We start from the raw sequence: 22,733 nt of genomic DNA, 5'->3' as shown, positions 1-22,733 counted from the left end.
GCTAGGCTCGGCCCTCCATCGCAGGGGAGGGGGACATGCTCCGCTATCTCGCAGGCGCCGCTTCGGCCTTGCTGCTGGTCGCCGCCGGTTTCGTGATCTGGACCAGCCGCGCCGGGGCCGACGATCCGGTGCCGCCCGCGCCCTCCGCGCAGCCGCTGTTCGCGCCGCTGTCGCAACCGCCCTCGGCGCCTCCCGCCGCCGACAAGACCGCCGAGCAGAAGCGCTTCGGCCGCTATGACGACAATGAGGACGGCGCCATCACCCGGGCCGAGATGATGGCCAGCCGCCGGAATGCGTGGGAGAAGCTCGATACCGACAAGGACGGCCGCCTCGATTTCGAGGAATGGGCGGTGACCACGTCGGACAAGTTCGCCGAGGCCGACAAGGACCGCTCGGGCGCCCTCAACGCGGCCGAATTCCTGACGACAAAGCGGGTCACGAAGCCGAAGAAATGCGCGTGCTAAGGCTTAGGGCATAATGAGTGGATTGCACCATCTCGTCATGCTGAACTTGTTTCAGCATCCATATCCGAGCCACACATTGGGTGGGTAGGTGGACCCTGAAACGCGTTGACCCCTATTCCTTGGAACATAAGTACTGGTTCCCCAGGTCAAAGCTGCCCTGATTGCGCCCGCCATTCGCTCAGCGCCTCCCGCGCCCGCGACGTGTAGAGCGCCTTGCGGTCCTTCTTCTTCGTCTTGCCCTCGATCGGCGGGAACAGGCCGAAATTGACGTTCATCGGCTGATAGGTCCTGGCGTCGGCGCCGCCGGTGATGTGGCCGAGCAGCGCGCCGAACGCCGTCGCCGGCGGCGGCGGGGCCATCTCGCCGCCTTGGATCTCGGCGGCGGCGAAGCGGCCCGCGAGCAGCCCCATGGCGGCCGATTCCACATAGCCTTCGCAGCCGGTGATCTGGCCGGCGAAGCGAATGTGCGGCGCCTTCCGCAGCCGGAGCTGGCCGTCGAGCAGTTCGGGCGAATTGATGAAGGTGTTGCGGTGGAGGCCGCCGAGCCGGGCGAACTCGGCCTTCTCCAGCCCGGGAATGGTCCGGAACAGCCGCACCTGCTCGCCATGTTTAAGCTTGGTCTGGAACCCGACCATGTTCCACAAGGTGCCGAGCTTATTGTCCTGGCGGAGCTGCACGACGGCATGGGGCCAGCGCCCGGTCCTGGGGTCGTCGAGCCCGACCGGCTTCATCGGGCCGTAGCGCAGCGTGTCGAGCCCGCGTGCCGCCATCACCTCGATCGGCATGCACCCCTCGAAATAGGGCGTGTCCTTCTCCCAATCCTTGAACTCGGTCTTCTCGCCGTCGATCAGGCCCTGGTGGAAAGCGAGATATTCGTCCTTGGTCATCGGGCAGTTGATATAATCTTTGCCGTCACCTTCAGGCCCCACTTTGTCCCAGCGCGAGGCCATCCAGCAAATGTCCATGTCGATCGAATCGCGGTGCACGATTGGCGCGATGGCATCGAAGAAGGCGAGATGGTCGCTCCCGGTCGCGGCGCCGATCGACTCCGCCAAAGCCGCGGCGGTCAGCGGCCCCGTCGCGACGATGGCAAGGCCGGAGGCGGGGAGGCGGTCGATCCGCTCGCGCACCAGCTCGATATTGGGGTGCGCCAGGATGCGCGCGGTGACCTCGGCGGAAAAGCCGTCGCGGTCGACCGCCAGCGCCGAGCCCGCCGGCACCTTGTGGGCGTCGGCGGCGGCCATGACGAGCGAGCCCAGCGCGCGCATCTCGGCATGGAGCAGGCCCACCGCATTGCTCTCGGCGTCATCGGAGCGGAAGCTGTTCGAGCAGACCAGCTCGGCCAATCCGTCCGTATGGTGGGCGGGGGTGCCTTCGACTCCCCGCATCTCCGACAGTCGCACCTTGACGCCCGCTTCGGCGAGCTGCCACGCGGCCTCGGACCCGGCGAGCCCGCCGCCGATGATCTGGATCTGATAGGTCATGCGGGCGTCCGATATACGGTCTCCGCACGGGATGCGAGAAGGACGTGCCCGATGGCGCCTGCGCGGCAACACCGGGCCACGCGCGAGCCCCCGCCGCCTATGAGGCCGCGCCCTCGCAGCTATAGTCGAACGCTGCCAGGCCCGCTTCGAGATGCGAGGCCAGCAAGGGCATTTCCATCAGCTCGTCGATGACGCTCTCGCTATCCTCCTCGACGCCGTCGGTCGCTTCCTGGAAGGCGTCGTCCCATTCGCTCGAATCATAGGTGCCCCGGCCGACCCAGGCGAGCGCCAGCGTTTCGGCCAATTGATCGTCGGCGAGATCGTCCAGCGTCGCGCGGATCTCCTCCTCGACGCTGGAGTTCAGCTCGTCCTCCAGCACCGACAAGGCCTCGCCGCTTTCATCGTCGTCGTCGTCGAGGTCGTCGACATTGTCGGCATCCTCGTCCGGATCGACGGCCGGCACCTGGGCCTCATTCTCCTTGGAACGGAGGATCAGCCGGCAGAATGTCTCCAATGGGGTCAGCAATTCCATGTCTTGTCTCCGGTCGGGGGCGAAGCCCGTTGCCTCGTGAACGACAGGAAGCGCGGCGGGTTCCGGAGGACCCGTCGGCGCGGTTGACCGGTGCAGCGGCGCTGCTTATAGCGCCGCTTCGCGAGAGCGGCGGCCGCCGCCGCGCCCTTGGGGCGGAGTAGCTCAGCTGGTTAGAGCAGCGGAATCATAATCCGCGTGTCGGGGGTTCAAGTCCCTCCTCCGCTACCATTTCCTCACTTTTCCGTCGCCGCGGAGCCGAGCGTTCCACACGCGGCGGAGCGACGTTAGAGAGGCGGCGCCATGAAGATCGGAATTCTCGAAACGGGCGGACCGCCGCCGGGCCTGGCGGAGCGGTTCGGGCGCTATCCGGGGATGGTCCGCGCGCTCCTCGGCGAGGGCCATGCCTATACGACCTACGACGTCCAGGCCGGCGAGCTGCCCGCGGCGGTGGAGGAGCAGGACGCCTATGTGATCACGGGGTCTCCCGCCGGCGTCTATGACGACCGGCCCTGGATCGCCGCGCTGGCGGACTGGTTGAGGACCGCGAAGGGCAGGACCAAATTGGTCGGCATCTGCTTCGGCCACCAGATCATGGCGGAGGCGTTCGGCGGGCGGGTCGCCAAATCCGACAAGGGGTGGGGCATCGGGCTTCATCGCTACGAGGTTCGACACCGCGCGCCGTGGATGGACGACGCACCCTCCGTCGCCATTCCGGTCTCCCACCAGGACCAGGTCGTCGTCGCGCCGCCCAACAGCCGTACCCTCGCCGGCAGCGCCTTCAATCCGTTCGGCCTCCTCGAATATGGGGACCAGCCGGCCATCTCCTGCCAGTGCCACCCCGAATTCGAGCCGGAATTCGCCAGGGCGCTGATCGAGGCGCGGCGGGATCGCCTGCCGGAGCCCGACGCGGCCATCGCCTCGCTCGACGAGCCGGACGACCGGCTCCGCCTCGCGCGCTGGATCGGCCGCTTCCTCGAAGGTCCGCCGGAACGCATCTGAGGACGCGCGCGTCTTCTTCTCGAAGGAGAAGGATATGCCGCTCACCGCCATCGCCCTCAATTGCAGCCTCAAGGGAGGGTCGGACGAATCGTCCTCGACCGACGAGATGATCGGCCTCGTCGCCGAGGCGCTCGGGCGTCATGACGTCACCTTGAGCGAGACGATCCGCATCGTCGATCAGAACGTCCTGCCCGGCGTCACGTCGGACGAAGGGGAGGGGGATGCCTGGCCCGACATCCGCCGCCGCATCCTGGAAGCCGACATATTGATCCTCGGCACGCCGGTCTGGCTCGGCCAGATGTCGAGCGTCGCCAAAAGGGTGCTCGAACGGATGGACGCCTTCCTCGGCGAGACCGACGACAAGGGGCGGATGCCGAGCTTCTCCAAGGTCGCAGTGGTCGGCATCGTCGGCAATGAGGACGGCGCCCACGGCATCACCGCCCACCTCTATCAGGGCCTGGGCGACATGGGCTGGACGATTCCGGCCGGCGGCGCCTGCTATTGGGTCGGCGAGGCCATGGGCAAGATCGATTTCAAGGACTTGCCGCAGGTTCCTGAGAAGGTTCAACAGACCGCCGACATGCTCGCCTCGAACGCGGCGCATCTGGCGCGGCTGCTGAAGGAGGAGCCCTATCCGGGTATGTCCTGAGCTCACTCGTCATTCCGGCGAAAGCCGCAATCTCACTCCTTCCTCTTCACGTCGGCAAAGAAGGGAGATTCCAGCTTTCGTGGAATGACGAAGAGGTGGCGCCGCCGCCGCCGTTCGTCCCGCCTCGCTTAGGCCTCCGCTTTCGCCGGCAGCACGCCGCGGCGGATCTGGTCGAGTTCGATCGACTCGAACAAAGCCTTGAAATTGCCTTCCCCGAAGCCTTCATTGCCCTTGCGCTGGATGATCTCGAAGAAAATGGGGCCGACCATATTCTCGGTGAAGATCTGGAGCAGCAGGCCCTCGCCGGTCTCGGGCGACCCGTCGATCAATATCCTGCGCTTGCGCATCTCGGCGACATCGTGGCCGTGGCCGGGGAGGCGCTGGTCGATCAGGTCGAAATAGGTGTCGGGGCTGTCCTGGAACTTGATACCATTGGCGCGGAGCGCATCGACAGTCGCGAAAATATCGTCGGTGGCGAGCGCGATATGCTGGATTCCTTCGCCCTTATATTCTTTCAGGAACTCCTCGATCTGGCTGTGCTCGTCCTGGGATTCGTTCAAGGGAATCCGTATCTTGTCGTCCGGAGCGGTCATCGCGCGTGAAACGAGGGCGGTCTGCTGCCCTTCGATGTCGAAATAGCGGATCTGGCGGAAGTTGAAGATCGTCTCGTAGAATTTCGCCCAATGGTCCATCCGGCCGCGGTTCACATTGTGGGTGAGGTGGTCGAGCGTGTGCAGCCCGGCCGCGTCGGCGTCGCGGACCGCGCCCTCGACCGGCTCGAAATCGACATCGTAGATGCGGTCGGCGCCATAGCGGTCGACGAGGTAGAGCAACGACCCGCCGATGCCCTCGATCGCCGGAATGTCGAGCTCGTCCGGCCCGCGCGGAATCTCGACCGGCGTGGCGCCCCGTTCGACAGCCATTTCAAAGGCTTTCTTCGCGTCCTTGACTCGGAAAGCCATGGCGTTGGCGGAAGGCCCATGGGCGCTGCGGAAGGAGGATGCCTGACCGGCCGGCTCCATGTTCAGGATGAAGTTGATGTCGCCCTGCGCATAATGGCGCACATTCTTCGAGCGGTGGTTGCTCATGTGGGTGAAGCCGAGCGCGGTGAACAGCGCGGCCAGCGCGTCGGGATCGGGGCCGGTGAACTCGACGAATTCGAAACCGTCGAGGCCGAGGGGATTGTCGTGCGCGGTCATGAAGCGGGCCTCTGGATGCGGGTCTGGGGTGTCCCCGCGCCTTAACAGCGCCGCCGCCGCGCCGCAAATGCATGGCGGAGGTTGCGCTTTGCGGGGGCCAGACCCTATCTCGCCTTCGATTCCTCTTCCGGGGCAGAAAGACACGCATGGCCGCCACCCATTCCTCACGTATGCTCATCCTCGGCTCCGGCCCGGCCGGGCTCGCCGCCGCCATCTATGGCGCTCGCGCCGGCCTCGCGCCGATCGTCGTCCAGGGCATCCAGCCCGGCGGCCAGCTCACCATCACCACCGATGTCGAGAATTATCCGGGCTTCGCCGACGTCATCCAGGGGCCGTGGCTGATGGAGCAGATGCAGAAGCAGGCGGAGCATGTCGGCGCGCAAATGATGTGGGACACGATCGCCGAGGTCGATTTCTCCCAGCGCCCGTTCCGGCTGATCGGCGACGGCGGCACCGTCTATTCGGGCGACACGGTGGTGATCGCGACCGGCGCCCAGGCGCGCTGGCTGGGGCTACCGAGCGAGGAAAGGCTCCAGGGCAAGGGCGTCTCCGCCTGCGCGACCTGCGACGGCTTCTTCTATCGCGGCAAGAAGGTGGCGGTGATCGGCGGCGGCAACACCGCCGTCGAGGAAGCGATCTACATGACCAACCACAGTCATGACGTCACTTTGATCCACCGCCGCGATTCGCTGCGGGCCGAGAAGATATTGCAGGAGCGGCTGTTCGCGCACCCCAACATCAAGATATTGTGGAACAAGGAGGTCGCCGAGTTCGTCGGCGCGGGCGCGCCGGAGGGGCTGGTGGCGCTGTCCCTGCGCGACACCGTGACCGGAGAGGTGTCGAGCCTGGACGTCGAGGGCGGCTTCGTCGCGATTGGCCATTCGCCGGCGACGGAGCTGTTCAAGGGCCACCTCGCGCTGGACGGCGACAATTATATCGAGGTCGAGACCGGCAGCACCCGCACCAACATCCCCGGGGTCTTCGCCTGCGGCGACGTGATGGATAAGGTGTACCGCCAGGCGGTCACCGCCGCCGGCACCGGCTGCATGGCCGCGCTCGACGCCGAGAAATTCCTCGCCGAGGCCGATTTCGAGACGTCAGCGGCGGCTTGAGGCGTCGATCGCGGCGAGGCAGGCGGCGAGCAACGCTTCCGCGTCGCCCCGCCGCGCGAAGGTGTGCGAATCGCTCTCCACATAAAGTGGCGAACCGCTTCGCCCGCGAATCGCCTCGAACATCGGGCGTTTCCATTCCGCCTCCGCCGCAATGGCGGTCGCGTCGCCCCGCGCCAGCACCAGCGCGACGGGAAGCCCGGAGGCAGCCAGCGCCTCGGCCGTCTCGGCGGCCAGACCTTTCGGATCGGCCGGTCGCAGGATGCTCGCAATCCCTTTGAATAGCTTCCGATACGACATTGATCCGCTGAGCAGTTTTCGCCAACCCTTCCGGCTGAGCAGGCGATCACGATAGTGGCGGCGGACAGCGGCGGGCGGGGGCTGGCCGGCCTCGGCCTCGACCAGCCAGGGGTTGACCAGGATGAGCCCGTCGAGCCCTGCCTCGGCGCCGAACAAGGCGAGCGCGGTGGCGCCGTCGCACAGGCCGAAGCCGATCAGCCGCTCGACCGCCGGGCATTCCCGCCGGAAGGCCGCCGCCGCGGCCGCGATGTCGGGGCCGCTGCCGCGAAAGCCGGGATCCTCGCCTTCGCTGTCGCCGGTGCCGCGCCGGTCGAAACGCATGGCATTGTGGCCGGCGGCGGCGAGGCCGGCGGCGAGCCGCTCGTACATGCGGTGGGAGCCGATCCGGGTCTGGCTGCCGCCGGTGACCATCAGCACGCCGGTGCTGCCCGCCCCCTCGTCGAGGCTGGCGCCGAGCATGGCGCCCTCGCAAGAAAGGCTCAGCAGCCGCCGCATCGCTTGATCCAGTCCGCGATGTCGGCGGCCATGGCGGCCGAGAGTTGGGCGGAGCTGCCGGGCTCGGAGCGGCGCCACAAAGCCGGCCCCTCCAGCTTGGCGTCGGCCTCGCCAAGATCGGTCGCCAGCCGCGCGGTGCGGAGCGGGGCCACCGGGCGCAGGGTCGCGGCCCGTAGACCGGCGGAGAGCGAGTCTCCCAGCGGATAGCCCGCGCTCCCGCCGGCCGTGACCAGCCCGGAGCGCGCCAGGTCGCGCGCCAGCGAGGCTCCCTCCACCGGAGCGAAGCGCCAGAAGGCCGCTCCCCCCGCCGAGTCGTCGATCAGGCAGCCGCCGCGCAAGGCGACGACCGCCGGCGCCTCGCCGATCCGGGCGGCGGCATCGCGGACGGCGCCGCGCCAGTCGTCCCAGCCGCACTCCTCGAGCGCCCGTTCGCTCTCGCCGGTGCCGGGCAGATCGGGCAGCCAGCATCCGAAGCCGCGCTCCGCCAGCCGGCGCATCGTCGCCACGATCAGCGCGCGGGTGCGGTTCATTTCCTCGAACAAGGGCGGCACGAACAGGATGGGCGGAGCGGCTGCGTCGCCCACGCGCGTCAGCCATTCGTCGAAGCCGTTCGTGCGGTAGCGGTCGTAGTCGAGCCCCGGGCCCGTCACCGCAGCGTCTTGGCCCTGGAGAATGTCAGCAGATTCCCATAAGTTTCAAGCATGTCCGCATCGACTTCATGATCCTCTATCAGGATACCGAGCCGTTCCTCGAGCTCCGTCAGGAGCCCCGCCACCGCCATCGAATCGAATTCCGGCAGCGCGCCGAACAAGGCGGTCGTCTCGGTGAACGCACCGACGCGCTCGCGGGAGAGGCCCAGCACATCGACCAGCACCGCCCGCAAGGTCGCGTCCACATCTCCGGCATCCGTCAGCGGCACTTCATTCCCCCTTGGTTTCCCCTGCGCCTAATCTGTTCGCCGTCGGCGGACAAGCGCCGAGGCCTTGGCGCGCGCGAACAGATAAAGGCCGCTCATCGTCGCGGGGTTGAACGCGCGCAGACGCAAGACCGGGCGCTTTTCTTCCATCCACTCGGCCTTGTAGCCGTCGTCGCCGAGCCCGAAATCGATGAGCCGGACATGGTCGACATCGAGCGCGTGGCGGAACATCGCCATGCTGAGCACCGTCCCCGGGGACATGGCTTTGGCTTCCGCCACATAAGCGAGCTTGTGAATGGTCGCGGTTCCATTCTCGATCAGCCAGAGCTGCGCCGCAAGCGGCTCGCCGTCCTTGCTGGCGATGCTGAGCCGCAATGTCCCGGCTTCGCCTTCCTGCTCGGCCAAAGCGCGGAGGAAGGCGGCGGAGCCCTCCTCCGGCTTCCAGCTCGCCCGGTACACTTTCTCGTAATCGGCCCAGGCGGCTTCGTCGAAGACGGTGTGGACCGCCACATCGAGCTTCGCCGCCTTCGCCTTGCGTTCGCCGGTGTTGCGCAGCCGCGACGGGCGCCCGGCCCAGTAAGCGGCGAAGGTCATGCCGTAGGTGGCGATGCGCCAGGACGTGCCGGCGGGCTCGACGATGGTCAGCCAGCCGGCGCGCCGAAAGGATTCGGCCAGGCCGTCGCCCTCCGCCAGCGGATAGAGATCGGCCGTGGCGACCCGCTCGCGAAGCGCGCCGGCGAGCGCCGCCGGCAGGGAAGGGGCCTCGCCGTCGACGATCGCGCCGTAGCGCAATGTATACCAGCTCGCGAGTGCCTCGGCATGGCGGCCGCGGCGCGAGAGAAACAGCCAGGCCCGCGCCTCGCCGTCCCGCGCACGCAGGATCAGCGGCCTTCCTGAGGGCGGGCAATAAGCCTGTATCAGCCGGAACCAGCTCAGCCGGTCGAACAGCGACGGCCGCGTCTCCCGGTCCAGCGCGCCGGCCGCGTCCTCCCCGGCCGCGTCCAGATCATCATATTCTTTTACCTCTTGCGCCAACGCGCTATCCCCCGGCAGCCAACGCCTTGATGGCGCAGCGAGGAGCCAAGGTGCAAGCCCCCGATCCGACCCCGAAGCCGCTCGATCATCTGGCGCTCCGCGGCGCCGCCGACGCGCCGGCTCTCGTCACTCGGGAGGGCGCGCTCGATTATGCCGGGCTGGAGAGGTTGGTTGGCGCGCTGGCGGGCGCGTTGCTGGGAAAAGGGCTCCTTCCGGGCAGCCGCGTGGCGGGCTGGCTGCCCAAGACGCGGATGACCAGCCTGCTGCCGCTCGCCTGCGCCCGCGCCGGCCTCGTCCACGTTCCGGTCAACCCTTTGCTCAAACATGCCCAGGTCGCCCATATTCTCGCCGACAGCGGCGCCGGCCTGCTCATCACAGGCGCGGCGAGGCTGGCGACCCTGGAGGGAGGCGACCTCCCGGGCGATTGCGCGCCGGTCGAGGAAGAGGAGGGGGCAACAATGCTGGGCTCCTCCGAAATCCTGGCGCCCTCGTCGGCCGATCCCGACGACCTCGCCGCCTTGCTCTACACGTCGGGCTCCACCGGCCGCCCCAAGGGGGTTATGCTCAGCCACGCGAACATGTGGCTCGGCGCCATCAGCGTCGCGCATTATCTGCGCCTGAGCCCCGACGACCGCGTCCTCGGCTTGCTGCCGTTGAGCTTCGACTATGGCCAGAACCAGTTGCTCTCGACCTGGGCGGCGGGCGGATCGGTCATTCCGCTCGATTATCTGTCGGCGCGCGACGTGATCCGCGCGGTGGAGCGTCATGACGTCACCACGCTCGCCGGAGTGCCGCCGCTCTGGGTCCAGCTGATCGAGGCGGAATGGGGAGGCACGGCCTATCGCCTCCGCCGCCTGACCAATTCGGGCGGCAGGCTCCCCGCTTCGGTCATCCGGCGGATGCGCGAGATGTTCCCGGCGGCCGAAATTTATCCGATGTACGGCCTCACCGAGGCGTTTCGTTCGACCTATCTCGATCCGTCTTTGGTCGACGAGCATCCCGGTTCGATCGGCACCGCTGTCCCGTTCGCCGAGATCATCGTCGCCCGATCCGACGGAAGCGAGGCCGCGCCGGGGGAGGCGGGCGAGCTGGTCCACGCCGGCCCGCTGGTCGCCAAAGGCTATTGGAACGATCCGGCCCGCACCGCCGAGCGGTTCAGGGCCGCGCCTCCGGGTTCGCATTATGGCGGCGTCGCGGTCTGGTCGGGCGACACGGCGAAACGCGACGAAGCGGGGCTTCTCTATTTCGTCTCCCGCGAGGATGCGATGATCAAGACGTCGGGCAATCGCGTCAGCCCGACCGAGGTCGAGGAAGCGGCGGTGGCGAGCGGGCTGGTCGCCGAAGCGGTGGCGATGGGCGTGCCCGACGACCGGCTCGGCCAGGCGATCGCGCTGATCGCGCGGCCGGTCGGCGAGCGGCGCGAGGCGGACCTCAGAAATTATCTGAAGCGCGAGTTACCGAATTTTATGCAGCCGACTCATATATTGTGGCGCGCGGAGATGCCGAAGAGCCCCAACGGCAAGCTCGACCGCGAAGCCCTCCGGCAAGAGTTGACGGCATGAGCAAGCCGATGGGCGCCATCCCCGTGGAGTTCGCCGCGGACGGTCCGATGCTGACGGTCGGTGGCCGGACCGTCGACGCGCTGATCGCCGAGGCTGGCGATACGCCGTTGTTCGTCTACGATCTCGGCATGGTCGATCGCAGGATCGCCCGCTTCCGCGCCGCCTTTCCGTCGACGCAGCTCCATTATGCCATAAAAGCAAATAGCTACGGATCACTTCTTGCACATGTCGCGAAGCAAGTGGACGGGCTCGACATTGCTTCGGCCGGCGAGATGGACCTTGCTTTGGCGGCGGGAATGCCGGCCGCCGACATCTCTTTCGCCGGCCCCGGCAAGCGCGACTCGGACCTCGAACGCGCGATCGCGGCCGGCGTAACGCTCAATTGCGAATCCGAAGGCGAGGCCGCTCGCGCGCTCGCCATCGCCAGACGGCTCGGCGTCCGGCCGCGGCTCGCCGTGCGGGTCAATCCCGATTTCGAGATCAAGGGCAGCGGCATGCGGATGGGCGGCGGCGCCAAGCCGTTCGGCGTCGATGCCGAGCGCGTGCCGGCGCTCGTCCGCGCGATCCTCGCCGCCGGCGCGGAATGGCGCGGCTTCCATATCTTCGCCGGGTCGCAGGCGCTCAACCCCGAGGCGCTGATCGAGGCCCAGCAGGCGACCTTGGACCTCGCCGGCGATCTCGCCGACTCGATCGGCGCCACGCCATCTTTGGTCAATCTCGGCGGCGGCTTCGGCATCCCCTATTTCGGAGGCGAGACGCCCCTCGATGTCGAGGCGGTGGGCGGGGCGCTGCGGAATGCACTGGAGCGTCGGCACCCGCGCCTCGCCGACACCGTCTTCGCGATCGAGCTGGGGCGCTGGCTGGTCGGCGAGGCTGGGGTCTATCTGACGCGGATCGTCGACCGCAAGCAAAGCCACGGCAAGACCTTCCTCGTCACCGACGGCGGCATGCACCACCAGCTCGCCGCTTCGGGCAATTTCGGCCAGCTCGTTCGCCGCAATTATCCGGTCGCCATCGCCAGCCGCATGGACGAGCCTGCCACCGAGGAGGTGAGCATCGTCGGCTGCCTCTGCACTCCGCTCGACCGGCTCGCCGATGACGTCATGACGCCAGCCGCCGATGTCGGCGATATTGTCGCGGTCTTCATGGCGGGCGCCTACGGCCTGTCGGCCAGTCCCCAGGCTTTTCTGGGCCAGCAGCCCGCGCTGGAAATGGCCGTCGGCGCAAGCGGTTAACACCTCTCCGGGCGCCGGTCCCAAAGCGGGACGCGCCGCCAGACCCCCTTGTTCCTAACGGTAATTTTACCTCTTCAGGGCATAGCGGAGCCAAATCCGCGCCACGTCCGCCCGCGACCGGGCCGACGTGGAGAGGAACGATTGCCAAGAGGAACGACCCATGCGCCCATTTGCACAGTCCAGGCTAGCTCTCGCCATCGGCGCCGGCGCTTTCGCGCTGGCCGGGTGCGCAAGCGGCGGCGGATCGACAGGCAACACGCTGCCGCCGGCGACCTTCGTCGGCCAAGACGAGCAGGTTGGCGAAAAGTATATCATCGGGGCGCTCGATGAACTCACCGTCTTCGTCTGGCGTAATCCCGAGCTTGGCGCCAAGGTGCAGGTCCGCCCCGACGGCCGCATCACCACGCCGCTGATCACCGACATGACCGCCGTCGGCAAGACGCCGGCCGAGCTCGCCGACGACATAAAGGCGCAGCTGACCGAATATATCCAGGATCCTTTGGTGTCGGTGATGGTCGACAAGTTCCAGGGAACCTTCTCGCAGCAGATCCGGATCGTCGGCGCGACCGAGAAGCCCGCCTCCATCCCCTATCGCGCCAACATGACCCTGCTCGACGCCATGATCGAGGTGGGCGGGCTCTCCGAATTCGCCGCCGGCGACAAGGCCCGTCTGGTCCGCCAGGATCGCGAGACGGGGCGCCAGAAGGAATATGACCTCAAGATCGCCCGGCTGGTGAAGCGCGGCGACACCAGCGCCAACGTCCGGCTCGAGCCGGGCGACGTCATCATCATCCCCGAGAGCATGTTTTGAGCGCGAACCGGCACAGCGGCTGAAGGACCAGAAAGTCGATGGACGGACTTTACGAACAGTTTCGCATGGCTCTCCACTCGGTCTGGCGCCGCCGCTGGCTGGCGCTTTCCGTTGCCTGGGGGCTGTGCCTGGTCGGCTGGCTGACCATCGCGCTCATTCCGAACAGCTATGAATCGAAGGCCAAGGTGCTGGCCCAGATGCAGTCGATCCTGCCCGACAAGATCGGCATGTCGCCGCTCGAACGGCAGAACGACCTGCTGCGGGTCAACAAGATGCTGACCTCGGCCGAGAATCTCCAGAAGGTGGTCCGCCGCACCGATCTCAACAAATTGGTGGCGAGCGAGCGCGATCTGGCGGCCCAGGTCGCGGCGCTCCGCGCCAACATCAAGATCACCGCCCAGCTCGACAGCGTGATCGAGATCAGCGCGACCTCGAATGTCGGCGGCTTCTCCAATGCCCAGAATGCCAGGACCGCGCATGCCATCGTCCAGAGCCTGCTCGACCTCGCCGTCGAGGAGAATCTCTCGATGGACCGGGTCGAGACCGGGCAGAGCCTCGCTTTCCTCGACGAGGAGCTGAAGCGCCGCGAGTCCCAGCTCCAGCAGGTCGAACAGCAGCGCGCCGAATTCAACGCCCAGTTCATGGGGTCGCTCCCGGGCGACGGCACGATCGAGCAGCGCATGTCCGCCGCCCGCATCGAGCTCGCCAATATCGATCGCGAGCTGACGACGGCGCAAAGCTCGCTGGCCGCGCTTCGCGCCCAGATGTCGGGCATGCCGACCAGCATCGCGACCCCCGGCTATGGCGGTGGCGGCGGCTATGCCGCGCAGCGCATGGCGGCGCTGGAGGCGCAGCTCAGCCAGTCGCAGGCGCGCGGCTGGACCGACCAGCATCCGGACATGGTCTCGATGCGCGCCGAGATCGATCGGCTGCGTCCCGAAGTGGCGGAAGAGCGCCGCTCGGGCGGGGCCGCCGGCTTCAGCACGCCCAATCCGGCTTATGCCTCGCTTCGCGCCATGGCCGCCGAGCGGGAAGCCCAGGTCGCCGCCTCGACGGCGCGCAAGAACCAGCTTCAGGCGGCGATGGCGGAGCTCTCCGCGGCGCAGACCTCCGCGCCCGGCCCGATCGCCGAGCAGACCCGCCTCAATCGCGATTACGAGGTGCTGAAGCGCCAATATGACGAGCTTCTGCTCGATCGCGAGCAGGTCCGGCTCAGGAGCGGCGTCCAGAGCAAGACCGACGCGGTCACCTTCCGCGTCATCGAGCCGCCGTCGCGCCCGGTCGTGCCGGTCGCCCCCAACCGGCCGCTTTTGCTCTCCGTGATCCTGATCGTCGCGCTGGCGATCGGCGCCGGCATCGCCTTCACCAAGGGGCAGCTGCAGACGACCTTCCCGACCCAGGCGCGGCTGGAGCAGGTCACGGGTCTCCCGGTGCTCGGCTCGATCAGCGAATTCTTCACCGCCGAGCGCCTGGCCGAGCGCAGGCAGCGCCTCAAATGGTTCGCCGGCGCGGGCGGCGCGCTGGCCGGCGGCTACGCGCTGCTGATGCTCGTCGAATTCTGGCAGCGCAGCACGGTGGCCTGAGGGATGGACATGAGCAACAGCAAGGCCCTGAAGGCAGGATCGCTCCTCGAGCGGGCGGCGGAAATCTACGATTTCAGCTCCGGCCTCAAGGTCGCGCCGGCGGAGGCCCGGCCGGTCGAGCCGGCTCCTCCGGCACCATTGGCCGAGACGGCGGCGCCTGAACCTGTAGCTGCCCCGATCGCTCCAGCGCCGAGGGTGTCCCCGGCGCCCGCGCCCGAAGCACCCCGCCGCGCGGTTCCGGCCGGCCGCCGCGGCCAGGTCGATCGCGAGGCGCTGCGCCAAGGCGGCTATATCGTGCCCGACGCGCCCGCCACCGGTCTCGCCGAGGAATTCCGGATCATCAAGCGCCAGCTTTTGCTCGGCGTCGCCGACGAGCGGATTGCCGCCGACAAGCGCCAGACCATCCTCGTCTGCTCGAGCCATCCCGACGAGGGCAAGACCTTCTGCGCGCTAAACCTCGCTTTGTCGCTCGCCACCGAAAAAGACGTCGAGGTTCTTCTCGTCGACGGCGATTTCAACAAGCCGGAAATCCTCTCCATCCTCGGACTGGAGGCGGGGCCGGGGCTGGTTGACGCGATCGCCGACCCTTCCGCCGACGCCGACGCCTTCGTCATCCGCACCGACATAGAGGGCCTGTCTGTCCTCCCGGCCGGTCGCCAGGCGAACAACGTCACCGAGCTTCTCGCTTCGGAGCGCACCCGCCAGGTGCTCGCCGACCTCACCGTCCGCCATCCGCGCCGCATCATCCTGTTCGATTCGCCGCCCGCCCTCATGGCGTCACCGGCCTCGGTGCTGGCGGCGCAGGTCGGCCAGGTGATGATGGTCGTGCGCGCCGACGAGACCACCGAAGCCGATTTGAGGGAAGCGGTGGGGCTCCTCTCCGGCTGCGACCAGCTCAGCCTCATGCTCAACGGCACCGGCTATGCGGCGACCGGCCGGCGCTTCGGCAGCTATTACGGGATTGGCCAATGATGGAGATCGCCTTCGTCAAGCGGCTCGGCCGCGGCCTGCTCGGCCTCGCCGCCGCCTTCGCTCTCGCTCCGGCGCCCGCTTCCGCGCGCACCGACGCGGTTCCCTATCTCGAGGTCCAGCAGGTGCTGAGCGCCGATCTCAACGGCGGCGGCGACGTACTGACCTATACCGCGGTCGCGGCCGGCATCAACGCCAGCGCCAGCACCCGCCGCCTCGAGGCGCGGATGAGCTACCGCTACGAGCGGCGCATCGCCTATGAGGATGATCTCGTCGACGACGACATCCACAGCGGCGTCGGCCAGGCCCGGCTGCAACTCGTTCCCGATCTCCTCAGCCTCGATGCCGGCGCGCTCGCCGCCCGGTCGCGCGGCGACGGCCGCGGGCCGATCTTCGGCTTCACCAGCGTCGACAATCCCAACGTCGCGGAAGTCTACAGCGCCTATGCGGGGCCGACCCTCTCGACCCGGGTGGGCGCCCTCGACGTCGGCGCGAGCTATCGGCTCGGCTATGTCCTGGTCGACGATCACAGCCTGGCCGGCGTGCCGCGCATTCCCGGCCAGCCGATCCTCGATCGCTACGGCAGTTCGGTCAGCCACAGCGCCAATGCCAGCGTCGGCATGGCGCCGGGCCGCTTGCCGGTCGGATGGACGGTCGGCGCCGGCTATATCCGCGAGGATGTCGACCGGCTCGACCAGACCTATGAGGGCAAATATGTCCGCGGCGACGTCGTCCTCCCGGTCTCGTCCACCTTCGCGCTCACGGCCGGTGTAGGCTATGAAGATATCCAATCGAAACAGGATGATATCCTGCGCGATGCGAACGGCGTTCCAATAGTGACGCCGGGCGGCAACCTGATCCCGGACCCTTCCAAGCCGAGATTGCTGGCTTACGACCAGAGCGGCCTCATCTGGGATGCGGGCGTCATCTGGCGCCCCAGCCGCCGCACCGAATTGCAGGCGCGGGTCGGCCGGCGCTATGGCGGCACCACCGTCACCGGCTCCTTCCGGCACGAGATCAACGACGCCTATGGCATCTCGGCCAGCGTCTATGACAGCGTGTCCAGCTTCGGCCGGCTGCTTGTCACCGATCTCAGTGGCTTACCGGTCGACTTTGAGGTCAATCGCAACCCGCTGACCTCCGGCATCGGCGGGATTGGCGGCTGCATCTTCGGCCAGGACCCGGGGACCGGCACCTGCTTCGACGACGCCTTCCAGTCGATCAACAACGCCAATTTCCGCAATCGCGGCGCCAGCATCCTCTTTTCGGGCGGTCGCGGCCCCTGGTCGTTCGGCGTCGGCGCCGGCTATTCGAACCGCAAATATATCGCGCCGCGCTTCGAAACGGGCTTTTCCTTCGACGGCGTCACCGACGAAAGCTTCTCGCTCAGCGCCAGCGCCAGCCGCGCGCTGAGCCAGACGTCCAGCGTCGGCGTCGATGCCTATGCGACCTGGTTCGACAGCGGCATCGTCGGCTCGGACGGCAGCTTCAGCACCGGGATCAGCGGCAGCTATTATCGCAGCCTCTTCCACGAGCGGTTGCAGGGCTATGCCGCGATCGGCCTCTACACCACCGATTCCGGCGATTTCGACAGCACCAACGCGTCGGGCCTCGTCGGCCTTCGATACACATTCTAGCGGGACGGCGCCCACGGAGACACTCGATGTACACCGAATTTTACGGACTGACCGACCGGCCCTTCCAGCTGACGCCCGACGCGCGTTTCTATTTCGGCAGCCGCACCCATAAGAAGGCGATGGCCTATTTGGGCTACGGCCTCGCCCAGGGCGAGGGCTTCATCGTCATCACGGGCGATGTCGGCGCCGGCAAGTCGACCCTCGTCGCCCATCTGATGGCGACGATCGACCGCGCGCGCCTCAACGCGGTCAGCATCGTCTCGACGCAGGTCGAAGGCGACGACATGCTCCGCCTCGCCGCCCAGAAGATGGGCATCGCCACCGACAATGTCGCCAAGGCGCGTTTGCTCGACCTGGTCGAGGAGCGGCTGACCGAGGAAGCAAACCGCGGCAAGCGAACTTTGCTGATCGTCGACGAAGCGCAGAACCTGCCCCATTCGGCGCTCGAAGAGCTGCGCATGCTCTCCAATTATCAATCGGGCGGGCGGGCCTTGCTCCAGATCTTTCTGCTCGGCCAGCCCGAGTTCCGCGACGAGCTCGCCAATTCGCCCCGCCTGGAGCAGCTCCGCCAGCGCGTCATCGCCACCCATCACCTCGATCCGATGGGCGCGGAGGAGATCGAATTCTACATCCTCCATCGCCTGCAGGTCGTCGGGTGGCAGGGCAGGCCGCAATTCGACGCTGACGCGTTCGGCGCCATCTATCGCCACACCGGCGGCATTCCCCGCCGCGTCAACCAGTTGGCGAGCCGCCTGCTGCTGTTCGCGGCGATGGAGCGGCTCGATCTGATCGGCGCCGAGGCGGTCGAGGCCGTCGCCGCCGACATGGCATCGGACAGCCCGGTCCGCACCGAGGAGCCGGTGCTGCGCGCGCCGCCCGAGCCGACGGCGCCCGCCGAGCCTGTCCAGGCGGCGCCGCGGCCCTTCCAGGAACGGGTCGGCGATCTCGCCCTCGAACGCCGCGTCGCCTCGCTCGAAGCACGGCTGGAGGAGCAGGAGCGCGCGATCCGCCGGGTGCTCACCCTGCTCGTCGACTGGGTGGAGAATGACGAATCGCCGCCGAGCTACCGCCACCACGCGGCCTGAGGCCGCGATGCTCAATGCGCTCTCGGTCGATGTCGAGGACTGGTTCCAGGTCGGCGCCTTCGAAGGCGTGATCGCGCGCGACACGTGGGACAGCCTGCCCCACCGCGTCGAGCGCAACAGCGACGCCGTGCTCGCCTTGTTCGACCAGGCGGGGGTCAAGGCGACCTTCTTCACTTTGGGCTGGGTGGCGGAGCGCTATCCCGCCTTGATCCGCCGCATCGCCGATGCGGGCCATGAGGTGGCGAGCCACGGCTGGGACCATCGCCGAGTCTTTACCCTGGAGGCCGCCACCTTTCGCGCCGATCTCGAGCGCGCCCGCATCGCCATCGAGGATGCCTGCGGCCAGTCGCCGATCGGCTACCGCGCGCCGAGCTTCTCGATCGACCGGCGCACCCCCTGGGCGCATCGCGTGCTGGCCGAGGAGGGCTATGCTTATTCCTCCAGCGTCGCCCCGATCCGCCACGACCATTATGGCTGGCCCGAGGCACCGCGCTTCGCCTTCCGGCCGGTGGAGGGCGCTTCACTGATCGAGCTCCCCGTCACCACGGTCGAGATAAGCGGGCGTCGCATGGCGGCGGGCGGGGGAGGGTTCTTTCGCCTTCTTCCCTATCATTTCTCGAGCTGGGCGATCTCCCGGGTCAATCGCGACGAGGGGCGCCCCGCCATCTTCTACTTCCACCCCTGGGAGATCGACCCAGGCCAGCCGCGCGTCTCCCGCGCCCCGCTCAAATCGCGCCTCCGCCATTACAGCAGATTATCCGCTATGCAGGGCAAGCTACGGAAACTGCTTGGGTCGCACGAATGGGGTCGCACCGATGCCGTCGTCGCGCGAGAGCGGGAGCTTCTGTCGTGAACGCCTTTGCCCCGGTCGCCGGACTCGCCGTCCGCGCCATCGACCTGAACGATCCCACCGAGCGGTCCCGCATTGAAACCTTCGTGAAAGAGCATCCGGAGGGACAGCTCTTTCATCTGCCGGCCTGGAGCCGCGCGGTCGAGCGTGGCAGCCGTCAGCGCAACCATTATCTCGTCGCCGAGGAATCGGGAACGATCGCCGCCGTCCTTCCGCTCACCGAGATGAGGTCGCGGCTGTTCGGGTCGGCCTTGATATCCGCCGGATTCGGAGTCGGAGGCGGCATTCTCGCCAAAAGCATTCCGGCTGCGGAGGCCCTCGCCGACGCCGCCTGGCGCCTCGCCCGCGACCTCCGCTGCCCGACCGTGGAGCTTCGGGGCGGCCTGCTCCCCGGCGGCTGGAGTCGCCGTGAAGGCGTCTATGCGAATTTCGCGAGGAATCTGGCGGGGGAGGATGAGGCGATCCTTGTCTCTATTCCCCGCAAGCAGCGGGCCGAGGTCCGCCGTGCCCTCGGCTTCGACCTCGACGTCCGCGTCGGCCAGGACGGAGACGATCATTACCGCGTCTATGCAGAGAGCGTGCGCAACCTCGGCACGCCGGTTTTCCCCCGCAGCCTGTTCGACGCCATGATCGAGTCGTTCGGCGGCGATGCCGACATCCTGACCGTCAGCCGGGAGGGCCGTCCGCTGGCGAGCGTGCTGAGCTTCTATTTCAAAGGCTGCGTCTATCCCTATTGGGGCGGCGGCACGGCCGAAGCGCGACGCTGGCGGGCGAATGAATTGATGTATTACGAGCTGATGCGCCACGCGGCGCGACGCGGCTGCACGCGCTTCGATTTCGGGCGGTCCAAGCTCGGCACCGGTGCTTTTGCCTTCAAGAAGAATTGGGGGTTCGAGCCCGAGCCGATCGTCCATGCCGTCCGCATCGCCGACGGCGTCGCCTCGCGCGAGATCAACCCGCTCAGCCCCAGATACGGGTTGCAGGTGGCGGCCTGGCGCAAGCTGCCGCTCTGGCTCGCCAACCGCCTCGGCCCGCCGATCGCCCGCGGGCTCGGCTGATGCGCGACATCCTGTTCCTCGCCCACCGGATTCCTTATCCGCCGGATCGGGGCGACAAGATCCGTTCGTGGAACATGCTGAAACATCTGGGCGAGTTGGGGCGCGTCCATCTCGCCTGCTTCGCCGACGATGCCGCCGACGCTGCTTATCTGCCGGCGCTGCGGCAGGCGCTGGGCGGACGCCTCGGCGAGGCGCATGTCGAGGTCCGGCGCACCCCTCGGCTGAAGGCGGCCGCGACCGCCTTGCTCTCCGGCAAGCCGATTTCGCTTCCGTCGTTCGACAGCGCCGCGCTTCGCCATTTCGTGACGAGCCTGCTCGAAGGCGGCCACGTCGGCGCGATCGTCGCTTTCTCCAGCCAGATGGCGCAATTCGTGCCCGAGGGCGCGCGGCAGCTCTTCGTGATGGACTTCGTCGACATGGATAGCGCCAAATTCGCCGCTTATGCGGACGAGGCGGCGGCGCCGCTTTCCTGGGCCTACCGCCGCGAGGCCAAGACCCTCTTCGCCTTCGAACGCGCCACCGCCGCCCGCGCCGATTTCAGCCTGTTCGTCAGCGAGGCCGAGGCCGCGCTCTTCCGCGCGAAAGCAAATCTCCCCGACGCCGACATTCGCGCCGTCGAGAACGGTGTCGATCTCGCATTCTACGATCCGGCCGCCGATTTCCCGAAGCTGGACCCGACATCCGGTCCGCTCATCGCTTTCACCGGCCAGATGGATTATCCTCCCAATGCGGAGGCGGTCGCCGTCTTCGCGCATGACGTCTGGCCACTGGTCCGGAAGGTCCGCCCCGATGCGCGCTTCGCAATCGTCGGGCGCTCTCCCACGGCGGCGGTGCGGCGTCTGGGGCAGGGGGACGATGTCATCGTGACCGGGGCGGTGGACGATATCCGCAGCTGGCTCGCCGCCGCATCTTTGGTGGTGGCGCCGCTGCGCATCGCGCGTGGCGTCCAGAACAAGGTGCTGGAGGCGATGGCGATGGCGCGCCCGGTGGTCGCCTCGCCCGCCGCCTTCGAGGGCATCGAGGCCGAGCCGGGCCGCGACCTCGTCGTCGCCGATACGGCCGAGGCCCAGGCGGACGCGATCCTCGCCTTGCTGGCCGATCCGGACCGTGCGGCGGCGCTCGGCACGGCGGCCCGCGCCCGCGTCGAAAGCGCCTATCGCTGGGACGCGCGGCTGGCGCCCCTTGCCGGGCTTTTGACCGGGCCCAGGCGGGCGGCGGCATGACCGTCCTTCTCCCCGTCCGCGCCGCCGCCCGCGACAAGTCGATCGCCCGGGGCTGGCGTCTTCATTTGGGCGCGCTCGGAGCAGTCGCGGCCGCGATCCTGCTCCTCTTCCACCGCGACGCCGTCGGCATGGCCGACATCTGGCTGGCCAGCTCGACCTACAATCATTGCGCGCTGATCCTGCCGCTGATCGGCTGGCTGGTCTGGCAGCGGCTGCCGGAGCTCCGCAGGCTGCGGCCGGCCGCCTGGCCTCCCGGCCTGTGGCTGGTCGGCGCGGGAGCCTTGGCCTGGCTGCTGGGCGAGGCGGGCTTCGTCGCCCTCGCGCGCCATGCCGGCCTCGTCCTGATGCTCCAGGGCGCCGTGATCGCCTGCCTCGGCCGGGCCGTGTCGCGCGGCCTCGCTTTCCCGATCTTCTTCGCTTTGTTCCTGATCCCGGTCGGCGAGGAGATCGTGCCGCTGATGCAGACGATCACCGCCGAAATGTGCATGGCCCTGCTCGGCCTTGTCGGCGTTCCGGCGCATATCGAGGGCGTCTTCATCACCACTCCCACCGGCTATTTCGAAGTGGCCGAAGCGTGCGCCGGCGTCGAGTTCCTGATCGCCATGGTCGCTTTGGGCGCCCTCGTCGCCAACGTCTGCTTCGTGTCCTGGCGGCGGCGCGCCTTGTTCATGATCGCGGCCGTCGCCATTCCGATCCTCGCCAACGGCGTCCGCGCCTGGGGCACGGTCTACATCGCGCACCTCACCAGCTCCGATTTCGCCGCCGGGCTCGATCACATCGTCTATGGCTGGTTCTTCTTCGCCTTGATCGTCGCTTTTCTGATGGCCGCCGGATGGCGCTTCTTCGATCGCCGGCCCGGTGATCCCTGGTTCGACCCCGACAATCTTCAGCCGTGCGCGGCGCAAGGCGGCTCTACGCCCGTCCTGCTCGCCGTGTCCGCCGCCTTGGCCCTCGCCGCAGGGCCGCTCGCCTGGTCAGCCGCCATCGCCTCCGCCGGGGTCCGGGAGGTTCCGGCCGCCATCGACCTCCCGTCTGTCCCCGGCTGGCGGCGCATCGCCGCCGAGGGCCGTGCCTGGAAGCCCCATTTCGCGGGCGCGGATCGGGTCCATATCAGCCGCTATCGAAGCACGAAGGGCCACGAGGTCGACCTCGCTGTCGCAATCTTCGCGCGGCAGGAGGAGGGGCGCGAGATTGTCGGCTTCGGCCAGGGCGCGGTCGGGCCGGCGAGCGCATGGGCCTGGACGGCCTCGGCCGCGCCTCCGCCGGGCGGACGCGCCGACCGGATCGCCTCACATGGGACTGTACGCGAGGTCGCGACCTTCTATCGGGTCGGCGATATCCTGACGGGGAGCGACTATAGGGTGAAGATCGAAACGATGAAGACGCGGCTGCTGGGCGGCGAGCAGCGGGCGGTGGCTTTGCTCGTCTCGGCCGAGGCGCCGGCCGAGGGCGCCGACCCGCGCCCCGCCATCGACGCCTTCCTCGCCGATCTGGGGCCGATCGCGCCGCTCGCCGACAGCCAAAGCGGATATTAGGCG

Annotated in this window: 22 protein-coding genes and 1 tRNA gene; 16 read left to right on the top strand and 7 right to left on the bottom strand. The window is 67.9% G+C overall.

The features are described from left to right. Positions 1–35 precede the first annotated feature (35 nt). Entirely contained in the window at positions 36–464 is a 429-nt protein-coding gene (locus ACFQRC_RS01640) for an EF-hand domain-containing protein (RefSeq protein WP_379957085.1), read from the top strand. Between the two features lie 146 nt (positions 465–610). On the opposite strand, the gene trmFO is transcribed toward ACFQRC_RS01640, so the two are convergent. Then, complete coding sequence (gene trmFO, locus ACFQRC_RS01635) at positions 611–1,948, bottom strand: methylenetetrahydrofolate--tRNA-(uracil(54)-C(5))-methyltransferase (FADH(2)-oxidizing) TrmFO (RefSeq protein ID WP_379957083.1); 1,338 nt, start codon at positions 1,946–1,948, stop codon at positions 611–613. Between the two features lie 97 nt (positions 1,949–2,045). Next, positions 2,046–2,480: a DUF3775 domain-containing protein gene (locus tag ACFQRC_RS01630; protein WP_379957081.1), complete on the bottom strand. Its 435-nt coding sequence runs from the start codon at positions 2,478–2,480 to the stop codon at positions 2,046–2,048. Between the two features lie 151 nt (positions 2,481–2,631). Between ACFQRC_RS01630 and ACFQRC_RS01625 the strand changes: the two genes are divergently transcribed. The 3 genes from ACFQRC_RS01625 to ACFQRC_RS01615 all read left to right on the top strand — a co-directional run bounded on the left by ACFQRC_RS01625 (position 2,632) and on the right by ACFQRC_RS01615 (position 4,128). Next, positions 2,632–2,708 (top strand) — tRNA-Met (locus tag ACFQRC_RS01625). A gap of 72 nt (positions 2,709–2,780) precedes the next feature. Beyond that, entirely contained in the window at positions 2,781–3,479 is a 699-nt protein-coding gene (locus ACFQRC_RS01620) for a type 1 glutamine amidotransferase (RefSeq protein ID WP_379957079.1), read from the top strand. A 34-nt stretch (positions 3,480–3,513) separates the two neighbouring features. After that, complete coding sequence (locus tag ACFQRC_RS01615; protein WP_379957077.1) at positions 3,514–4,128, top strand: flavodoxin family protein; 615 nt, start codon at positions 3,514–3,516, stop codon at positions 4,126–4,128. A 128-nt stretch (positions 4,129–4,256) separates the two neighbouring features. Here the strand turns inward: ACFQRC_RS01615 and hppD are convergent, their stop codons facing one another. Continuing rightward, a complete protein-coding gene (gene hppD / locus ACFQRC_RS01610; protein ID WP_379957075.1) occupies positions 4,257–5,327 on the bottom strand; it encodes a 4-hydroxyphenylpyruvate dioxygenase in 1,071 nt (356 codons plus the stop codon). Positions 5,328–5,473: 146 nt separating this feature from the next. Between hppD and trxB the strand changes: the two genes are divergently transcribed. Beyond that, positions 5,474–6,439 (top strand): thioredoxin-disulfide reductase, encoded by a 966-nt coding sequence (gene trxB / locus ACFQRC_RS01605; protein WP_379957073.1) that lies wholly within the window; start codon positions 5,474–5,476, stop codon positions 6,437–6,439. Here trxB and ACFQRC_RS01600 read toward each other — a convergent pair. Genes ACFQRC_RS01600 through ACFQRC_RS01585 form a run of 4 tightly spaced genes read right to left on the bottom strand, consistent with a single transcriptional unit; the run spans position 6,425 to position 9,182 of the window. Then, positions 6,425–7,231, bottom strand: a complete 807-nt coding sequence (locus ACFQRC_RS01600) for a hydrolase 1, exosortase A system-associated (protein ID WP_379957071.1) — start codon at positions 7,229–7,231, stop codon at positions 6,425–6,427. The two genes, trxB and ACFQRC_RS01600, sit on opposite strands and share 15 nt — an antisense overlap. Further along, on the bottom strand, positions 7,216–7,881 hold the full coding sequence (locus tag ACFQRC_RS01595; protein ID WP_379957068.1) for a hypothetical protein: 666 nt from the start codon (positions 7,879–7,881) through the stop codon (positions 7,216–7,218). Before ACFQRC_RS01595 ends, ACFQRC_RS01600 begins: the two co-directional genes overlap by 16 nt. Beyond that, complete coding sequence (locus tag ACFQRC_RS01590; RefSeq protein ID WP_379957066.1) at positions 7,878–8,150, bottom strand: acyl carrier protein; 273 nt, start codon at positions 8,148–8,150, stop codon at positions 7,878–7,880. Before ACFQRC_RS01590 ends, ACFQRC_RS01595 begins: the two co-directional genes overlap by 4 nt. Before the next feature lie 27 nt (positions 8,151–8,177). Further along, the gene (locus tag ACFQRC_RS01585; protein ID WP_379957064.1) at positions 8,178–9,182 is read right to left on the bottom strand and encodes a GNAT family N-acetyltransferase; all 1,005 of its coding nucleotides are present in this window, start codon (positions 9,180–9,182) and stop codon (positions 8,178–8,180) included. A gap of 50 nt (positions 9,183–9,232) precedes the next feature. Here ACFQRC_RS01585 and ACFQRC_RS01580 point away from each other — a divergent pair, with 50 nt between their 5' ends. The 11 genes from ACFQRC_RS01580 to xrtA all read left to right on the top strand — a co-directional run bounded on the left by ACFQRC_RS01580 (position 9,233) and on the right by xrtA (position 22,730). Then, positions 9,233–10,744 (top strand): acyl-CoA ligase (AMP-forming), exosortase A system-associated, encoded by a 1,512-nt coding sequence (locus ACFQRC_RS01580; protein ID WP_379957062.1) that lies wholly within the window; start codon positions 9,233–9,235, stop codon positions 10,742–10,744. Then, positions 10,741–11,979 (top strand): pyridoxal-dependent decarboxylase, exosortase A system-associated, encoded by a 1,239-nt coding sequence (locus ACFQRC_RS01575; RefSeq protein ID WP_379957060.1) that lies wholly within the window; start codon positions 10,741–10,743, stop codon positions 11,977–11,979. Before ACFQRC_RS01580 ends, ACFQRC_RS01575 begins: the two co-directional genes overlap by 4 nt. 160 nt (positions 11,980–12,139) lie before the next feature. Then, complete coding sequence (locus tag ACFQRC_RS01570; RefSeq protein ID WP_379957057.1) at positions 12,140–12,790, top strand: XrtA/PEP-CTERM system exopolysaccharide export protein; 651 nt, start codon at positions 12,140–12,142, stop codon at positions 12,788–12,790. A gap of 38 nt (positions 12,791–12,828) precedes the next feature. After that, a complete protein-coding gene (locus tag ACFQRC_RS01565; RefSeq protein ID WP_379957055.1) occupies positions 12,829–14,373 on the top strand; it encodes an XrtA system polysaccharide chain length determinant in 1,545 nt (514 codons plus the stop codon). 9 nt (positions 14,374–14,382) lie between these two features. Then, complete coding sequence (locus ACFQRC_RS01560; protein ID WP_379957053.1) at positions 14,383–15,345, top strand: hypothetical protein; 963 nt, start codon at positions 14,383–14,385, stop codon at positions 15,343–15,345. Then, positions 15,342–16,979 carry a hypothetical protein gene (locus tag ACFQRC_RS01555; protein WP_379957050.1) on the top strand — a complete coding sequence of 546 codons (1,638 nt, stop codon included), beginning with the start codon at positions 15,342–15,344 and terminating at the stop codon, positions 16,977–16,979. The genes ACFQRC_RS01560 and ACFQRC_RS01555 overlap by 4 nt, the downstream gene beginning before the upstream one ends. 26 nt (positions 16,980–17,005) lie before the next feature. Beyond that, entirely contained in the window at positions 17,006–18,064 is a 1,059-nt protein-coding gene (locus ACFQRC_RS01550) for an XrtA/PEP-CTERM system-associated ATPase (RefSeq protein WP_379957049.1), read from the top strand. After that, entirely contained in the window at positions 18,024–18,917 is an 894-nt protein-coding gene (locus ACFQRC_RS01545) for an XrtA system polysaccharide deacetylase (RefSeq protein ID WP_379957047.1), read from the top strand. The genes ACFQRC_RS01550 and ACFQRC_RS01545 overlap by 41 nt, the downstream gene beginning before the upstream one ends. Further along, positions 18,914–19,972, top strand: a complete 1,059-nt coding sequence (locus tag ACFQRC_RS01540) for a FemAB family XrtA/PEP-CTERM system-associated protein (protein ID WP_379957045.1) — start codon at positions 18,914–18,916, stop codon at positions 19,970–19,972. The genes ACFQRC_RS01545 and ACFQRC_RS01540 overlap by 4 nt, the downstream gene beginning before the upstream one ends. After that, positions 19,972–21,195 carry a TIGR03087 family PEP-CTERM/XrtA system glycosyltransferase gene (locus ACFQRC_RS01535; protein ID WP_379957042.1) on the top strand — a complete coding sequence of 408 codons (1,224 nt, stop codon included), beginning with the start codon at positions 19,972–19,974 and terminating at the stop codon, positions 21,193–21,195. The genes ACFQRC_RS01540 and ACFQRC_RS01535 overlap by 1 nt, the downstream gene beginning before the upstream one ends. Continuing rightward, complete coding sequence (xrtA, locus tag ACFQRC_RS01530) at positions 21,192–22,730, top strand: exosortase A (RefSeq protein ID WP_379957039.1); 1,539 nt, start codon at positions 21,192–21,194, stop codon at positions 22,728–22,730. The genes ACFQRC_RS01535 and xrtA overlap by 4 nt, the downstream gene beginning before the upstream one ends. The last annotated feature ends 3 nt before the right edge of the window (positions 22,731–22,733 follow it).

Source organism: Enterovirga sp. GCM10030262 (assembly GCF_042666435.1).
Taxonomy (GTDB): Bacteria; Pseudomonadota; Alphaproteobacteria; order Sphingomonadales; family Sphingomonadaceae; genus Allosphingosinicella.
This window is presented reverse-complemented; position numbering and strand designations above follow the sequence as displayed.

Bases quoted from the DNA above. Each gene is read 5' to 3' on its own strand.
- ACFQRC_RS01640 (WP_379957085.1), top strand. From the start codon at position 36: ATGCTCCGCTATCTCGCAGGCGCCGCTTCGGCCTTGCTGCTGGTCGCC.
- trmFO (WP_379957083.1), bottom strand. From the start codon at position 1,948: ATGACCTATCAGATCCAGATCATCGGCGGCGGGCTCGCCGGGTCCGAG.
- ACFQRC_RS01630 (WP_379957081.1), bottom strand. From the start codon at position 2,480: ATGGAATTGCTGACCCCATTGGAGACATTCTGCCGGCTGATCCTCCGT.
- ACFQRC_RS01620 (WP_379957079.1), top strand. From the start codon at position 2,781: ATGAAGATCGGAATTCTCGAAACGGGCGGACCGCCGCCGGGCCTGGCG.
- ACFQRC_RS01615 (WP_379957077.1), top strand. From the start codon at position 3,514: ATGCCGCTCACCGCCATCGCCCTCAATTGCAGCCTCAAGGGAGGGTCG.
- hppD (WP_379957075.1), bottom strand. From the start codon at position 5,327: ATGACCGCGCACGACAATCCCCTCGGCCTCGACGGTTTCGAATTCGTC.
- trxB (WP_379957073.1), top strand. From the start codon at position 5,474: ATGGCCGCCACCCATTCCTCACGTATGCTCATCCTCGGCTCCGGCCCG.
- ACFQRC_RS01600 (WP_379957071.1), bottom strand. From the start codon at position 7,231: ATGCGGCGGCTGCTGAGCCTTTCTTGCGAGGGCGCCATGCTCGGCGCC.
- ACFQRC_RS01575 (WP_379957060.1), top strand. From the start codon at position 10,741: ATGAGCAAGCCGATGGGCGCCATCCCCGTGGAGTTCGCCGCGGACGGT.
- ACFQRC_RS01570 (WP_379957057.1), top strand. From the start codon at position 12,140: ATGCGCCCATTTGCACAGTCCAGGCTAGCTCTCGCCATCGGCGCCGGC.
- ACFQRC_RS01565 (WP_379957055.1), top strand. From the start codon at position 12,829: ATGGACGGACTTTACGAACAGTTTCGCATGGCTCTCCACTCGGTCTGG.
- ACFQRC_RS01560 (WP_379957053.1), top strand. From the start codon at position 14,383: ATGAGCAACAGCAAGGCCCTGAAGGCAGGATCGCTCCTCGAGCGGGCG.
- ACFQRC_RS01555 (WP_379957050.1), top strand. From the start codon at position 15,342: ATGATGGAGATCGCCTTCGTCAAGCGGCTCGGCCGCGGCCTGCTCGGC.
- ACFQRC_RS01550 (WP_379957049.1), top strand. From the start codon at position 17,006: ATGTACACCGAATTTTACGGACTGACCGACCGGCCCTTCCAGCTGACG.
- ACFQRC_RS01545 (WP_379957047.1), top strand. From the start codon at position 18,024: ATGACGAATCGCCGCCGAGCTACCGCCACCACGCGGCCTGAGGCCGCG.
- ACFQRC_RS01535 (WP_379957042.1), top strand. From the start codon at position 19,972: ATGCGCGACATCCTGTTCCTCGCCCACCGGATTCCTTATCCGCCGGAT.
- xrtA (WP_379957039.1), top strand. From the start codon at position 21,192: ATGACCGTCCTTCTCCCCGTCCGCGCCGCCGCCCGCGACAAGTCGATC.